Source organism: Vibrio sp. R12-SG2-ISO1 (assembly GCF_059834045.1).
Genome location: NZ_JCBDGO010000005.1, coordinates 95,703 through 110,999, shown reverse-complemented (window position 1 = coordinate 110,999; position 15,297 = coordinate 95,703). Strand labels below are relative to the sequence as shown.

Annotated in this window: 14 protein-coding genes; 6 read left to right on the top strand and 8 right to left on the bottom strand. The window is 49.2% G+C overall.

The window, feature by feature from the left end; translation table 11 throughout:
• Window positions 1-53: 53 nt before the first annotated feature.
• Window positions 54-959, bottom strand: coding sequence for a DMT family transporter (locus AC6R10_RS04850; RefSeq protein ID WP_500671628.1), 906 nt, complete (start codon window positions 957-959; stop codon window positions 54-56).
• 183 nt (window positions 960-1,142) lie between these two features.
• On the opposite strand from AC6R10_RS04850, the gene AC6R10_RS04845 reads away from it, so the two are divergent.
• Window positions 1,143-1,499 (top strand): acyl-CoA synthetase, encoded by a 357-nt coding sequence (locus AC6R10_RS04845; protein WP_334552893.1) that lies wholly within the window; start codon window positions 1,143-1,145, stop codon window positions 1,497-1,499.
• A 79-nt stretch (window positions 1,500-1,578) separates the two neighbouring features.
• On the opposite strand, the gene AC6R10_RS04840 is transcribed toward AC6R10_RS04845, so the two are convergent.
• The 6 genes from AC6R10_RS04840 to deoD all read right to left on the bottom strand — a co-directional run bounded on the left by AC6R10_RS04840 (window position 1,579) and on the right by deoD (window position 8,711).
• The gene (locus tag AC6R10_RS04840) at window positions 1,579-2,709 is read right to left on the bottom strand and encodes an HlyD family secretion protein (RefSeq protein ID WP_334552891.1); all 1,131 of its coding nucleotides are present in this window, start codon (window positions 2,707-2,709) and stop codon (window positions 1,579-1,581) included.
• The gene (locus tag AC6R10_RS04835; RefSeq protein WP_334552889.1) at window positions 2,709-3,083 is read right to left on the bottom strand and encodes a DUF3302 domain-containing protein; all 375 of its coding nucleotides are present in this window, start codon (window positions 3,081-3,083) and stop codon (window positions 2,709-2,711) included. The genes AC6R10_RS04840 and AC6R10_RS04835 overlap by 1 nt, the downstream gene beginning before the upstream one ends.
• Window positions 3,084-3,288: 205 nt before the next feature.
• On the bottom strand, window positions 3,289-4,869 hold the full coding sequence (locus tag AC6R10_RS04830; RefSeq protein ID WP_487903030.1) for a diguanylate cyclase: 1,581 nt from the start codon (window positions 4,867-4,869) through the stop codon (window positions 3,289-3,291).
• A gap of 12 nt (window positions 4,870-4,881) precedes the next feature.
• Window positions 4,882-6,336 (bottom strand): hypothetical protein, encoded by a 1,455-nt coding sequence (locus AC6R10_RS04825; protein ID WP_500671627.1) that lies wholly within the window; start codon window positions 6,334-6,336, stop codon window positions 4,882-4,884.
• A gap of 139 nt (window positions 6,337-6,475) precedes the next feature.
• Entirely contained in the window at window positions 6,476-7,945 is a 1,470-nt protein-coding gene (locus tag AC6R10_RS04820; RefSeq protein ID WP_487903028.1) for a transposase, read from the bottom strand.
• 55 nt (window positions 7,946-8,000) lie between these two features.
• On the bottom strand, window positions 8,001-8,711 hold the full coding sequence (gene deoD / locus AC6R10_RS04815) for a purine-nucleoside phosphorylase (protein ID WP_334552881.1): 711 nt from the start codon (window positions 8,709-8,711) through the stop codon (window positions 8,001-8,003).
• A 355-nt stretch (window positions 8,712-9,066) separates the two neighbouring features.
• On the opposite strand from deoD, the gene AC6R10_RS04810 reads away from it, so the two are divergent.
• Genes AC6R10_RS04810 through AC6R10_RS04795 form a run of 4 tightly spaced genes read left to right on the top strand, consistent with a single transcriptional unit; the run spans window position 9,067 to window position 13,116 of the window.
• Window positions 9,067-10,017, top strand: coding sequence for a YbgA family protein (locus AC6R10_RS04810; protein WP_487903027.1), 951 nt, complete (start codon window positions 9,067-9,069; stop codon window positions 10,015-10,017).
• Complete coding sequence (locus AC6R10_RS04805; RefSeq protein WP_500671626.1) at window positions 10,007-10,798, top strand: MerR family transcriptional regulator; 792 nt, start codon at window positions 10,007-10,009, stop codon at window positions 10,796-10,798. Before AC6R10_RS04810 ends, AC6R10_RS04805 begins: the two co-directional genes overlap by 11 nt.
• Window positions 10,795-12,210, top strand: a complete 1,416-nt coding sequence (phrB, locus tag AC6R10_RS04800) for a deoxyribodipyrimidine photo-lyase (RefSeq protein ID WP_500628886.1) — start codon at window positions 10,795-10,797, stop codon at window positions 12,208-12,210. Before AC6R10_RS04805 ends, phrB begins: the two co-directional genes overlap by 4 nt.
• Window positions 12,211-13,116, top strand: coding sequence for a L,D-transpeptidase family protein (locus AC6R10_RS04795; RefSeq protein WP_334552874.1), 906 nt, complete (start codon window positions 12,211-12,213; stop codon window positions 13,114-13,116).
• A gap of 140 nt (window positions 13,117-13,256) precedes the next feature.
• On the opposite strand, the gene AC6R10_RS04790 is transcribed toward AC6R10_RS04795, so the two are convergent.
• Window positions 13,257-13,505, bottom strand: a complete 249-nt coding sequence (locus tag AC6R10_RS04790; RefSeq protein ID WP_334552872.1) for an Lpp/OprI family alanine-zipper lipoprotein — start codon at window positions 13,503-13,505, stop codon at window positions 13,257-13,259.
• A 393-nt stretch (window positions 13,506-13,898) separates the two neighbouring features.
• Here AC6R10_RS04790 and AC6R10_RS04785 point away from each other — a divergent pair, with 393 nt between their 5' ends.
• Window positions 13,899-15,242: a DEAD/DEAH box helicase gene (locus tag AC6R10_RS04785; protein WP_500671668.1), complete on the top strand. Its 1,344-nt coding sequence runs from the start codon at window positions 13,899-13,901 to the stop codon at window positions 15,240-15,242.
• Window positions 15,243-15,297 lie beyond the last annotated feature (55 nt).

Here is a 15,297-nt window from a genome sequence, read left to right as displayed (position 1 = left end):
GGATAAAAACACGCGATTGAAGTGAGAAGGGACTCAATGAAGTTAATGATAGGTCATTTGGCGGCGAGATCTTGAGCTAAGGTGCATTTTTTCAGCAAGGAGAGGGGTGAAAAATGAGTCACCAACATGGTGCCGCTTAGCACTAAACCAGTGCCGAGTAGGGTAGACCACCCGACAGGCTCATCGAGAATCAACGCGCCCCACAAAATCCCGAATACCGGAATAAGAAAAGTGACCGAGAGGGCAGAGGTCGCACCCTCGTCGGCAACCAGGCGAAAGTAGAGTAGGTACGCTGCCCCAGTACAGACGACGCCTAACGCCACCACCGACACCATCTCAACTTCCGTTGGTGCGCCGCGCATCGGGACGAAAGGCAGCAAAGGTAGTATCCAGATCACTGCAGCCCACATGTTGCCATGTGCATTGTCGAAGGAGGCGACGTTTGGCGCCGATTTGGTGTAGTTGGTGGCGATCCCATAGCTGAACGCCGCCATCAGTGCGGCCATAATGGGTAAACGCGCTTGTGTACCAATCTGAATTGCGTCAACGCCGACCAACACGGTTACGCCTAAGATGCCAAGTGCCATGCCTAGAACCACACGTTTGGTCAGCGGTGCTTTATGCCAGACCACACCAATAAGCGCGCCCCAAATGACAGCGGTTGAGTTGAGAACAGAAAGCGTCGAGGCATTGAGCGTTTGTGCTGAATAGGCAAACAGTAGAAACGGTAACGCGGTATTAAACAGGCCAATGATCATAAAGTGATGAAAGTATTGGCGAAAGGGCAGAGAACGCTTGAGAGAATAAGAGACCAACAATAAGCTCAGCGCCGCAAAGCCGACGCGGCATTCAATCAAATAGGCGGGGCCAAACGTATTGGCCGCAATGCGCATAAAAAGAAATGAGCCACCCCAAATAGCAGCAAGCATCATTAGACGGATAAAACTGGCATAACTCATTGTCGATTCCTTCCATTGGTCAACTCAATGTGACGCAAGTGACTGAATAAGGCAATGAAATAGTGAATGCAGGTTCCGATTCTGGCCAATTCTATCGACACGGGAAGAAATACTATTAGGTGAGGCGCTGCGGTTACTATATGCTCAGAGAGTGATCGCAGTATGACAAAGAGACTCCCCACTATGAACCTCATCGTAAACATTCAAAAAGGCGTAAAAAAGCAAGGCTTTGAGATGGCCACTCGCCAAGCATGGAAATGTGGCGTGAAAGCAAACTTGGTTAAGCGGGTGATTGGTATTGCGAAGGGGCAGGTGGTGTGTGTGATTGAGGGCGTAAGACCGGAACTTTCGACGCCGTTAAACAATCCACTGCATGAAGAAGAGAAACAAGGCCGCTACGTGTTTGTCGGCGGCATAGTATGGGAACCCAATGATCTGTTGGCACCAGGCTTTCCAGAGTTTATGTTCATGCATCTTAGAAACAGTGGTAGTCGACATAAATACATGACAGACGATGAGCTATTTCTCAATATTGCCTAGCGATGTCTACACGTCGCTTTTAATGACGGACAGAGCAAAAAATTCAGGGGCCAATTGGCCCCTGAGTCGTTATTGACGGCTAGTGATCGAGATAGAGGTAGTTTTGCCAGCTCTTCATGCGAATCAAAACCTTACGCATAATAGACACGTGCTCAAATCGATCCGAGTAGACCGCAACTTCGACAGCGGTGCCCAGTGGCAGATGGTAATCCGATAAATCATCGGTGATACGCAGGGTGACAAACACACGGCCGCTGGTGCGCAGTGCATCTGTCCCTAGTAGGGCTCCACGCGCTTGGAACTGGCTTTCACCAATCGCTGGTAGCACATCCACCACTTCCCCTTTAAACACTTTGCCCGGTAAGGCGCGGAAGAGAAACTCGGCTTCGTATCCAGGCTCTAAACGTTGCAACGAGTTCTGGCGAAATGCCGCGGTGTAGATGATCTCTTCGGTATGGACAAACGTCATCACGGGCGCCAGCGGAAGCGGCACAGCCATGACCCCAGGGCGCAGAGCCAATTGAGTGGCAAAACCATCAGTTGGCGCACGCACGACCGTTTGCTCTAAGTTAAATTCAGCTTGGCGAAGTTCGGCCAACAAGCGCGCGACTGTGGTGTTCTCACCACCGATCTCTGAATCGAGCGAGATTTGAGCTTGCTGAACGTTTGCTTCGGCGGCAGCGACAGCGGCTTGTGCGGCTTTAAACGCTTGGCGACGGGTATCGAGTTGTTGCTCGGTGAACGCGCCTCTGTCAAACCCACGTTGATAACGGCTAAACTCGCGCTCCGCTTTATCTCGATCAGCAATGGCTCGTTCTCTGTCTGCCACGGCTTCTTGTAGATTTGATTCAAGACCCAATGCGTCTTGGCTCGCTTCTTTGATCTGCGCTTTGATCTTGTCGACTTCCGCTTGGTAAGGGATGGGATCAATGCGGAACAGGACATCCCCTTGTTTCAATGGCTCGTTTGGCTCTACTGGAACGTCAATGACTCGACCGCGTACACCGGAAACAATCGGCGTGCTAGAGAAAACTTGGTTACCAATTTGGGTAAACGGGTGGTTGTAGTTCATCAACAAGATCAAAGTGCCAATCAGTACCACGCCGCCTAACACCGCTGTCGGTACGGTCCACTTGTTCAACGGAATCTTGAAGACTTTGAAGATGGTAATACAAATAGCCGCGTAGGTTAATATCAGTAAGAGATCCATTAGCTACGCTCCTCATCCGTTGATGCGACTGGGTCAGATTGTTGTTTTTTCAGCTCAGCCACCTCTTTTTGCAGTTGACTGACTTGGTCGATCAGCGCATCGACGCGGTGGTGCATATCATGCTGTTCGGCTTCCAATTTCTGAAAACCCCAACCACGTTCTTTGCGCCACAGCGTGGCCCAAATCCATAGAAATGGCCACAACGCATGGAGTGTGAATAGACTCACCCAACCCGCGTAGTGAATCGCGTCTTGATGGGGATGTTCGCGCTCTTTGGCGATTTCGTAGGGAATGTCATGAATGACGATGATGCCGTAGAAAATCACTAAGGCAACAAAGACGAGTAGACCAAGTGCGAAGTAGTCTAAAAACATGGCAACGTCCTTATCTCTTTATTAATGAAAACAATCCATACAGGGTACTGTCAGTTATCTACAAAGTATAGAAATAAAAACAACAAATTAGATGCAAACTCGCTCACGATTATTAACATCAGAATATTCAGACAAAAAGAGCAGAGCAAGAGGATGGACTGCGCGAACAAGGCCGGGGTAGTGCCGCTATTCGCGCTGAAGAGAGTTATTCGGTGCAGACTTGGTTTCGGCCGTTGGCTTTAGCGCGGTAGAGCGCTTTATCTGCTCGGTAGAAGGTACGCTGCGTGTTTTCCCCTTCTCGGTGCAAAGTAATGCCGATACTGACGGTGAGGCCACGCTCTCCGAGAATTTCATGCCAGCCAAACTGGTAGATTTTTTCGCGGTAATTCTCGGCATGCAGGGCAGCTTGTTCAAGGGAGGCGTTTTCCAGAATCACCAAAAACTCCTCGCCACCAAATCGCACGCAGGAGGCGCCACGAAACTTAAAGTAGGCGGCCAGTTCGTGAGACACATTAACGATCGCTTTGTCGCCGACTAGGTGACTGAGCTCATCATTGATGGACTTAAAGTGATCAATATCGACGACTAACAGGGCAAACGGCGTTTCGTGTAACAGCAGGTCTTTCAGCTTAACGTCGAGCCAGCGACGGTTGTGCAAGGAGGTGAGCGGATCGGTAAACACGTCCTGCTGAAGCTGAGCCACAGTGTGTTTTTGGCTTTCAGTGGTCTCTTTGAGCTCTCGATTCTCAAGCTCAGAGAGGATCAGTTTGAGCTGCAATTCAAAGCGTGACAATTTGCGCAGCTGACTCGCGCCCAACTCACCAATAGGGATTTTTTTCATCAAATCGCTTTCGATGCGATACGCGCGTTTTTGAAATTCGAGGGCGCGTTTAAAGTCGCCTTGCTGCTCGGAAACATGAGCCATCGAGTTGGATAGCTTAAGGTTTAATAACGGTGAGGGTTGACGCTCGATACGGCGATGCGCTTGGTGCAGTACCCAACTGGCCAAGTGGCCTTTGCCAAAGTCATTGAGGCAACAAGCAAGCTCGATTTTGATCATGGTAGAGAGCCAGGCGGAGTGAATGTTGCCTGCGGAGTATTGCACGTTGCCCAGTGATTTAAGCGCCAATTCTGCTTCGTCGCTTTGTCTATACAGCTTAGCTTGATAGAGCAAAATCTGCCCCGCCAACACTTTGTCGCTGACCAAGATACTGAGCTCTTCACACTCTTTGATCAAATCGGTGGCAGCGGTGAGACGGTTAAGCTCGATATAGCAAGCCAGCATATAGAGCTTATAGCGCAATCGCAGCGACCGACTTTGGATCGCATGGTCAATACTGTCGATTTTTTGGTAGTAGCGCAGCGCGCGATTGTGATCGCCATAGGCATCACACAGATTGCCCATCCCCAATACCGCGAGTACGTACGCATCAATATTACTGCTTTCTACAGCGATCGTTGTGGCACTGGCGTACTGGCTTAACGCGCCGTAGTAATCGCCGTTTTCGACCAAACGCTCGGCCAAATTATTGCGCACTTCGAGCACCATTTCGGCGTCTTTGGGCAGAGCGAGAAACTTCAGCGAGGTTTGCAGCTCATCAATACTCGCCTGCAATTGCTTGAGCTCGCTGCGGTATTCGGCGCTAATGAATAAGGCCTGGGCTTTTTCTTGCGGTGTGGTAGCGATATGTCGTCGAACGTGGTCCCAAAAAATCAGCGCTTCTTCGCCAGAGACGGAGGAGGGATCAAGGCCAGAATCTGAAATTTTATTGAGGAGTCTTTCCATGCTGTTTTCCTCCTACACGTTTTCTTCGAGTTGTTCTAGTGTGAACGGGAAGGAGAGAATGTCGCTGAACACAACTTTTGGCAGCGATTGGCTCAATCCGCGTCGATGCCAAGGGTACATTTCTATCATTTTGGTGAGAACCTGAAAAACGCTGATGGCGTCACTGCCTTTTTCGGCGATCAGTAAGCCAAGGCGTTGACTGCTCAAGCGAGACAACAAATCACGGTTATTACACAGTGAATGGGCAATTTCAGCGCACACATCCAAATAGAGCGGATCGTCGTGTTGGATCATAATCACCGCGTGATTGGCGTGCTTTAACTCTGTCTTAAACAGCACCAATTGTTCCCACCAAAACGTCTCAGACACCATTTGTGTGAGGTGTTTTTCAGGGTCGTATTCGTGTTGACGTCGGATGCGGTTGATCAGTTTGCGCGCTCGTTGTTCTAGCTGACGTTTCGATGCGCGCGCTTTATCGCTTGATACTCGTGCGGTTTGCTCGCGCAGCATGTTAATGGAGTGGTCTCGGTATTTTTTGAATGATGCGAGTGCCGCTTGATATTGACCGCTCTCTTCCGCCACGCGCGATTGCTGAAAACAGATTTGTGATAACAGCTCGCCATTATCAAACGACTTGGCGGACTGCTCTGCTTGAATCAATAACTCGGTCGCTTTTTGTGGATTTTTTCGTAGTAGCTCGAGTCTCGCTCGGCTGATGTAGGAGTGAGACTTCATCCACACCAAATCGTGTTTCACCGCAAGATCGTGCGCTTTTCGCGTGGCTTCCTCTGCATCTTCAATACGCTCAAGCCCAAGTAGCGCAAGTCCGCGGAAATCCCAAATCTCTGCCAGCCAAGTTTTGTCTTCGTGATCATAGAGTAAGTCTGAGGCGCCATCCAAAACAGAGAGCATTTCGACGTAGTTGTTGAGTAGGTAGAGATCCCAAGCGAGCAAAATACGCGATTTGCCCTCAAGCCAAGCGATGCGATTATGGTTGGCCACCATGACCGCTAATTCGTGAGTACTTTGGGCAAGGCCGTACTCTTGGGTAATGCGCCAAATGTTGCCCAACCCAATCAAAGATTCGATTTGGTACTCAATTTCATCCACCAGTGCGGACTGCTCAAGGCAGTTAATCCAGTATTGTTGAGCGGAGTAGTATTTGGCTTGGCCCCAATATTGGAGCGCATAGACGTGCAGAATTTCAGGAAGCAGGTCATCGGTATCGAGGGCGTTGTGTTTAGTGTGCGCCTCTTTGATGTAGCGAAGTCCTTTGCGGTAGTCCATCGATGCCCACGCGCATCGCGCCATTACGATGAGGCTTTTCACCTCGGCGGGTGGGTAGAGGATTTGGGCGGCGCGCGCTAAGCACTGCTCAGCGGAAGCGAAGACTTTGTCCGGATCGGATTCAATCTTACTTTTTAGCTGTTCAAGCTCAGTGTCGAGTAGGCGTTGGCTTTTTTCCAATGAGTCAATCCCTTACCGCTAAGTAAACCTATCAAACTTTAGTACTAAACCTCAGTATAATATGAACATTGACGGGTTTACGACTATCAAAAGCATCAAACATTCCACCTTTTACAGGGATGCGTCACACTTCTATTTATTATGAGAGCAGCTCACGCAGTGTCAAAGGGGATTGAGTCAATTCAAGCCGTTGCGCTGCGGTCATGCCTTGTTTGTCTTGGTAGCACAAATTATGCCACGCTCTAAAAATATCCAACATAGGCAGCAGGCCACCCGGTCTGAGTTTGCGACGCGGCTCATTGATAAAACCGCTAAAGAGCGTTTGAAAACGAGACTGGAAAAACGCCGTTTGACGAATGGAAGCCCTGCGCAGCCAGTAGTTAGGTCGATTATCTTGTCCTGCGAGATAGCAGATGCCCTTGGCGTATTGACCATCGGAAGTAATCGCCCAGCGATCGCGCCACCAACCCATATGCACGATGTCGATTTTGTCCAAACTGTGGTTTAGAGACCACTGTGGATCTTCTTCGACATACATAAGGTCGATATTTTGACGCTGAATTCTAGGCAGGCATATGCTTAATGCTGCAGAGCGAAGCACCGGATCTTGCGGTAGATAGATGGAAACTTGGCGGTCGTCCTGACACAAATCCAGCACATGTAAGAAATGGGCGTACGAGGTGTACGGTGCTCTGATTAATGCCCCTTTAGAGGGGTAATGGAAGACGGTGAGGTTGCCCATGGGATCTTCCACATTGCCTCGCGCCAAAATGGTTTGGTACTGCTGATCGATGCGCTCGCGAAGATCGCTCGGTGGCGTTGGCACGGGCAGGTTGGCCTCAGAGCAGTGATCGCGTGAGACAAAACGCGCAGGCGTTTGGTACGGGTCATGATCGATGCCACCAACGGGTTCTTCATTAGCCGAGTAGTTGACGTGTTGGCACAAAATGTAGCCGCTGTGGGCTTCACCCGTCGCAAACCACAATACGCCGTTATTGCTTTTTGGTTGCAGGGTGACGTAGTGAGATGCGAGTTCGTAGTGTTTAGCGTGGTTGACCCAACGAGCGTCAATCATGGCAAGCTTGCGTCGGCAGCGGCTGGCAATATGGTCAACATGGTCATAAAAGGTTTTGGGGTTGATGGAAAGCTTGCGGCAGATTTCACGCACAGTATAACCCGTAAACAGCAACCCAAGCAGGTTTTCTTGAAATTGACGTTTTTTGTTCGCCCCTGACCACTTATCGACAAAGGTCGATTGGCACGCTTTGCAACGATAGCGTTGCCTATCACCACTGTAGCCAAACGCGTGGTAGAGGTGTTTATGTGTGTGAACCGAAAGGCCCATGTTGGGACAATCAGGCTGGCGACAAGCGGGCAGCCCATCGCTGTGTAGCTGGCGTAAACGTTGCAGTTCAGTCAGCACATCTTGATTGTTAAGTAAGGGGGGGAAAGCACCGCACTCCCGGCATACCATCGCAGGTCGTTTAGGGTTAGCGTGCTGCACAACGTAACGATGCGCATCACTCAATCCAAAGTTGTCACACGCCAATGTTTTACAAAAATTGAGCTGTAACCCATCTGCTTCCTTTGGCAGTTTGCCAGTTGTCACTCTCTCCCCCTCGGGACTATCTGGGCAGCCAAGCGGTCACTTGGCTGCAATATCGTTACAGGTTGATAGCAGTTTCTAGCGCCACTTTCATCATGTCATTGAACGATTTTTGACGCTCTTCTGAGCTCAGCTTTTCACCACGGATGATGTGATCAGAGACAGTCAGAATGGTGAGCGCTTTTGCACCAAGGTCAGCGGCAACGCCGTAGATGCCTGCAGCTTCCATATCCACACCAAGGATGCCGAGTTTTTCCATCTTCTCGAAGATATCTGCTTCTGGTGTGTAGAAGAGATCTGCTGAGAATACGTTACCGACTTTGACTGGCACGTTTTGCGCGCGAGCTTGAGCAACGGCGGTTTCAAGAAGACCAAAGTCCGCAATGGCTGCGAAATCGTGATCGTTGAAACGGATTCGGTTAACTTTTGAGTCTGTGGAGGCGCCCATGCCAATCACGACGTCCATCAATTTTACGTCGTCACGTACAGCGCCACAGCTACCGACACGAATCACGTTCTTCACACCGAACTCGGCAATCAACTCATGAACGTAGATACAGCAAGATGGGATGCCCATGCCGTGACCCATCACCGACACTTTTTTGCCTTTGTAGGTGCCTGTGTAACCAAACATGTTGCGAACGTCACAAACTTGTTTGACGTCATCAAGGAATGTCTCTGCGATGTATTTAGCGCGTAGCGGATCGCCTGGCATCAATACGGTTTCTGCAAAGTCGCCTGGCTGAGCATTAATATGTGGGGTTGCCATAGTCATTACTCCAATTGGGTCAGTAATCGCGGTGCTGATTACCAATTATGTTGAACTTCAATTCTGTGTTGAGGCAATACTAGCCTTGTCAGCCATTGTTCCTTGAGAGGTTGCTCACAAAACAGGGTGTGCCATGACGATTTCGAGATATTGATAACCAAATATGTTGAAAGTGATTTGGCAATCGATTTGCAAAAACGTTTGCTTGGGTAGTGAACCAAAATGGTTAAGTTTGCGTAACATTGTACAAATAATTTTTTTGTACATGTTTCAAGTGCTGTGCTACTACTTATATGAGAAATTGAGTTATACAAGAAATTAAGTTGTACACATTTGATGGTGATGGGAGCTCAACATGGAAAAGCAAATTACGATCGGTATCAGTTCTTGTGTGCTGGGAGAAAAAGTCCGTTTCGACTCGGGTCATAAGATCAGCAAGTTTGTCACGAAAGAGTTGGCACCGTTTTTTGAATTTATGCCGATATGCCCTGAAGTGGGAATGGGGATGCCGGTTCCTAGGCCGACGATTCGATTGATGTCAAACGACGAGCGCATTGCGCTGGTAGAGACCAAAGATTCGAGCAAAGATCACACGGACGCTATGATTCGCTATTCCCAAGAGAAGGTTGCCAGTTTAGTCGATGAAGAGCTATGCGGTTACATCGTTTGTGCTAAATCGCCCACCTGTGGAATGGAGCGCGTTAAAGTATACCGTAAAGCTGGTGCGGAAAATATTGGGGTTGGGCTGTATACACAGCAGTTGATGGAGCAGATGCCATGGCTACCCGTTGAGGAAGATGGACGGCTCAATGATCCTGTGTTGAAAGAGAACTTCATTACCCGCGTCTATACCCTACGTGATTTTTATGACTCAATGGGTGAGACGCCGACCCGTGGCAAAATCATCGCTTTCCACTCGCGTTACAAGTTGACCTTAATGGCTCATCACCCTGAAGCGTACAAAGAGCTTGGGCGCATGGTTGCCAACATCAAAGAGTACGACATCGAAGAGTTTTACCACTTGTACCGTACCGCGCTGATGCAAGCGGTGGCCAATCGCGCCAGTCGTAAAAACAACACTAACGTGCTGATGCACATCCAAGGTTACTTTAAGCGTCATCTCGACAAAGAACAAAAGTCTGAGCTGCGCCGCGTGATCGACGAATACCGTGTGGGTTTGCTGCCTTTGTTGGCGCCGCTAACGCTCATCAAACATTATCTATCCACTCATCCCGATGAATACTTGGCGAAGCAAAAGTTTCTTCAGCCTCACCCACAGGAGTTAAGACTGCGTTATGGTCTGTGAAAAAAATTGGTATGCGATTCGAGAGGTCTCGGATTTAACCGGAGTTAAGCCTGTGACGCTGCGAGCGTGGCAGCGACGCTATAATTTGATCCAACCGGAGCGCACTGAAAAAGGCCACAGACTCTACACGGATGAGCACATCGCACTTATCAATGAGATTCAAGGCTGGCTCGCGAAAGGGATTTCGATTGGCAAAGTGAAAGCCCTGCTCGGGTCTGATTTGCCAGATGAAGCGCTAGACGTCGGCAGTTTAGAGGCAGTAGAGGAGGTGCTTGAAGCGCTGACTAACCTCAATACCAAGCGTGCAGAGAGTGTGATTAATGGTGTGCTGAAAGAGTATCCTCTTGAGTTGGTTGAGCGTCAGTTCATCACGCCAACGCTCAATGCGCTCGCTCTAGTGAAACAAAGCCTGCGCTCTTTGCATCTTGGTCTGTTTAATACCTTGATGGTCACCAAACTCAACCAGATCATTGAGGCAGAAAACAAGGTGGCCCATCGCGGTAAATGTTTGGCAATCAATCTCGATGCGGCGCGCGATATTCACACTCAACTGTGGGCCCTGAGTCTTGTCAGTCAAGGCTATCGAGTCTTGATGATTGATGGCGTCGAGGATCTGTCGGGCCTCTTAGAGCACACCGCCGTTCACCGCTTTGAACAACTGGCGTTTTACAGTGCCACGAAACCGATTGAATCTCAGCTTAGTGTGATCAAAGAGTTAGAAGCGCAGCATGGGCAAGTCTCGCTGTCAGAAATGATCGAATTGGTAAGGAGAACGTTTTGAATATTGTTTGGTTTCGCCGTGATTTACGTGTTGAAGACAATCATGCCTTAGTGAGCGCCGTGAATCGAGGTCAACCGGTCGTGGCGTTATACATCGCAACGCCTGGTACCTGGCAAACCCATGATCATAGTCCAAGGCAAGCGGATCTCATCTACCGTCGCTTGCACGAGTTAAAGACGGAATTAGCCGAACTCGACATCCCGCTTTATTACGCGCAAGTCGAGACCTTCGCAGACAGCGCAGCGCTGGTGGCTGAGTTGGCACTGCAAGCCAAAGCAACGGCTCTGTATCTAAATAACGAGTATGAACTGAATGAACGTCGCCGCGATGAAGCGCTGGAGGAGGCGTTGAGTTCAAGTTCTGTGGAGGTGCATCGCTTTGATGACAAGTGTATTTTTCCGCCGGGCTCAGTGCGCAACAAGCAAGGCGACTATTTCAAAGTCTTCACCCCTTACAAGCGCGCTTATTTAAGTAAACTCTATAGTGAAGGATTCCACATCCAGACCTTCAAAGCGACGCCGTGTGCAGGGGCGTTGCAACACCAAGATGTCGCCTTGTTGGATGAGACGAGTCCGTTCAGTTACCCGCGTGAATCGAGCGAGCGATACAGTGTCAAGAGCCGAGACATCATCGCTACCTTGAGAGAGTTTGTGCAGAGCAAAGCGGATGAGTATGGTGATAAGCGGGATTTCCCGGCGTTGGATAATACCAGCCAGCTGTCGCCGTATCTGGCGATTGGAGCGCTGTCGGTGCGTCAATGCATGGCGCGCTTAATGTATCAGCAAACGCTGCCACTCAGTGGTGGGCGAGAAGTGTGGCAAAGTGAGCTCGTATGGCGAGAGTTCTATCAACACTTACTCCACTTTGAACCCAAACTGTCGAGAGGGGAGAGTTTTAATGCTTGGGGAGAGGAGCTGAGGTGGCAAAATAACCCCAAACACATTGAGGCCTGGATGCGCGGTGAGACAGGCTACCCTATTGTCGATGCGGCGATGAGGCAACTGAACGAAACGGGCTGGATGCACAATCGACTGCGCATGGTTGTGGCGAGTTTTTTGGTTAAAGATCTGCACGTCGATTGGCGTATTGGCGAGCGCTACTTTATGCGTCAACTGATTGATGGTGATTACGCTGCTAACAATGGTGGATGGCAGTGGTGCGCGTCAACGGGGTGTGATGGTCAGCCTTACTTTCGTATTTTTAACCCGACCTCTCAAGGTGAGCGCTTTGATGCTCGTGGCGCGTTTATTCGCCGCTGGGTGCCAGAGTTGAGTTCAGTTCCAGACAAATACATTCACACACCTTGGTCTGACCCGGGGTTAAATTGTCGTCAATATCCTCAACCAATAGTTGATCATAAGAGCGCAAGAGCGATAACCTTAGAGATCTACAAAGAAGCAAAGGGAAACTAAATGCTGCGTAAATGGGTGTCTTTGTGTGCACTAGTCACACCCTGGTTTGCGTTTTCTGCGACCTACGAATTACCCGGTGAAGAGAGTCGTCTTGTCGGGCGTACTCAGTATCACCAAGTGGTTGAAGGTGAAACATTGGCGGAAATTGCCAAACGTTATGATGTTGGTTTTCTCTCCTTGATGGCCGCGAATAAAGGGGTCGATCCCTTTTTGCCCGCCGCCGACCATGTGTTGACGATTCCCACGCAAGTGATCTTGCCCAACGTCGAGAGACAGGGTGTGGTGATCAATCTCGCGGAGCTGAGGTTGTACTATTTCGAACCTGAAAAAGGCGTGGTGCACATCTTCCCGGTTGGGATTGGCCGTATCGGCCGAGATACTCCCACTATGACGACCAGCATTAGCCAAAAGCGCGCCAACCCAACTTGGACGCCGCCGGCTTCCATTCGTAAAGAGTATTTGGCGAAGGGGATTGAGTTGCCGCCTGTGGTGTCCGCAGGCCCTGAAAACCCGCTTGGTGAGTACGCGCTCCGCTTGGCCTATGGTGTCGGAGACTATCTGATCCACGGAACCAACAAAGACTTTGGCATCGGTCTACGTGTTAGTGCTGGCTGTATTCGAATGGAGCCCAAAGACATTGAGTGGCTTTTCTCTCAAGTCAATGTGGGCACTAAGGTGCAAGTCATCAATGATCCAGTGAAAGTGGCGTTGGAGCCAGACCGAAGCGTCTTTATTGAAGCGCATGAGCCCCTGACACGAAGTGATGGCAGCAAGACGTTGCTGACTATTCCGCAAGAGCTCACTTGGTGGCTCGATGAGTTTCAGCATTCTGATTCCAAAGCGAAAGCAGCGATCCTTGCGCAAAATGGTGTGCCGGTAGAAATCGTCGCGCCAGATTATTTGTAGGTAATGAGTTGCTTATCGAGAATGAACGGTAGCTAGAATGGTCAGCGTGAGTGCAGGATTTTCAACGTGCTGATACGCTCAACGATGAGAAAAGAGAAAGGGTCTGCATATGCAGACCCTTTCTTTAAAACTTGACTGAATTACTTAGTGTAAGACTGAGCAATGTTGTCGATGCGTTCGTTTGCACGAGCGGCTTCTTCTTGCGCTGCCATTGCTGCGTCGCCTGACTTACGAACGTCTGCTTGCAGTGCTGAAACGTCTTGGCTTAGCTGGCTAACTTGATTGCTTAGCTCGTCCAGTTTCGCTGTTGTTGCTTCGTCTGGACCAGAAGCACAACCTGCTAGTAGAAGAACAGAAGAGGCTGCAGCTGCGATCAACATTTTGTTCATATTAGAACTCCTTGCTTATATGAGTATCATTTAGATTGCCCTATACATTCTTCATCATATAGTGACATCCACAGTGTAGTGCTAAATATTAACTTCCAAAAGTAGAGAAAAGTCAAAAAAACCCAAGAATTTAGGTAATTATCGAATTTGTTGACGAATGTCTCATTCGTGAGAGTAAATAATGCAAGTGAAGTCAATAATGAGCATCTATCAATAGTGGGGCTGCTGAAACTCATCCAGTGAGAAAGTACGCTTGCGATTGAGAGTCAAGAGGGTTTGATCGATATTTTGACCATACTCTACCCATCACCGTCTATTCTAGGTATCATGTACCGTTTTGATTTCGTCGCTCGATGTAGCGGGCGTCACTGTTTACCGTTCAATGTGGATTTATTGGAGACAACATTGCAATTCAAAGATTTAGGTTTAGATAATCGCTTATTAAAAAACTTGAACCATTTTAATTTTACCAAGGCGACTGACATTCAAAAGCAAGCGATCCCCGTGGCGATTGCTGGTAAGGATTTACTCGCCTCCTCGAAGACTGGTTCAGGAAAGACACTGGCGTTTGTTCTGCCGATTTTGCACAAGTCTCTAAAAAATAAATCGTTTTCAGCCAAAGACCCACGCGCATTGATTCTAGCGCCGACCCGTGAATTGGCGAAGCAGGTGTACGGTGAATTGCGTTCTATGTTGGGCGGTTTAACGTACGACGCCACCCTGATTTTAGGCGGTGAAAACTTTAACGACCAAGTCAAAGCGCTTAAGCGCTACCCTAAATTCATTGTGGCGACACCAGGGCGTTTAGCCGACCACTTGCAACACAAATCCTTGTTCCTTGATGGCTTGGAAACGTTGGTTCTGGATGAAGCGGATCGTATGTTGGACTTGGGTTTCGCGCCTGAGCTACGTCGTATCCACAATGCAGCCAAGCATCGTCGTCGTCAAACCTTGATGTTCTCGGCCACGTTAGACCACGCAGAGGTCAACAACATCGCTTTTGAAATGCTCAATGCGCCTAAGCGTATCGCTGTAGGTGTGGCCAATGAAGAGCACAAGGACATCACGCAGAAGTTCTACCTGTGTGATCATCTTGATCATAAAGAAGCGATTTTAGATCGCATTCTTGAAGAGGCGCAGTACAAGCAGCTGATCATTTTCACTGCAACACGTGTCGACACTGAGCGCCTGACTGATAAGTTGAACGAGCGCAAGCTCAAAGCGGTAGCGCTGAGCGGGAATCTGAATCAAACTCAACGCAACACCATCATGAGTCAGTTTGAACGTGCCGTGTTTAAGATTCTAGTGACCACCGATGTGGCTTCACGTGGTCTTGATATTGCCAACGTGACCCATGTGGTCAACTTTGATATGCCTAAGCATACTGAAGAGTATGTGCACCGAGTGGGCCGCACGGGTCGAGCGGGTAACAAGGGGGATGCCATTTCGCTAGTAGGACCAAAAGATTGGGACAGCTTTAAGCGTGTGGAAGCTTATTTGCAGCAAGACATTGTCTTTTCTGAGCTGGAAGGTTTGAAAGGCAAGTTCAAAGGTTTGAAGCCGCGTAAGCCCGATTTTCGTAACAAAGCCAAACCGAACAAGAAAGCCACCACGACTAAGAAAAAGGCGTCAACTAAGCCTGTTAAGCGTGATAAAGGATTCTACCAAAACGTGGCGGTGGGCGATTCGGTGTTTATTCCGAAGAAGAAAGTCGCGCCGAGTAGCGACGACGAATAACCTCAGCGTAAACGCACAACATAATAAGGGACTGCCGCGGCAGTCCCTTTGTCTA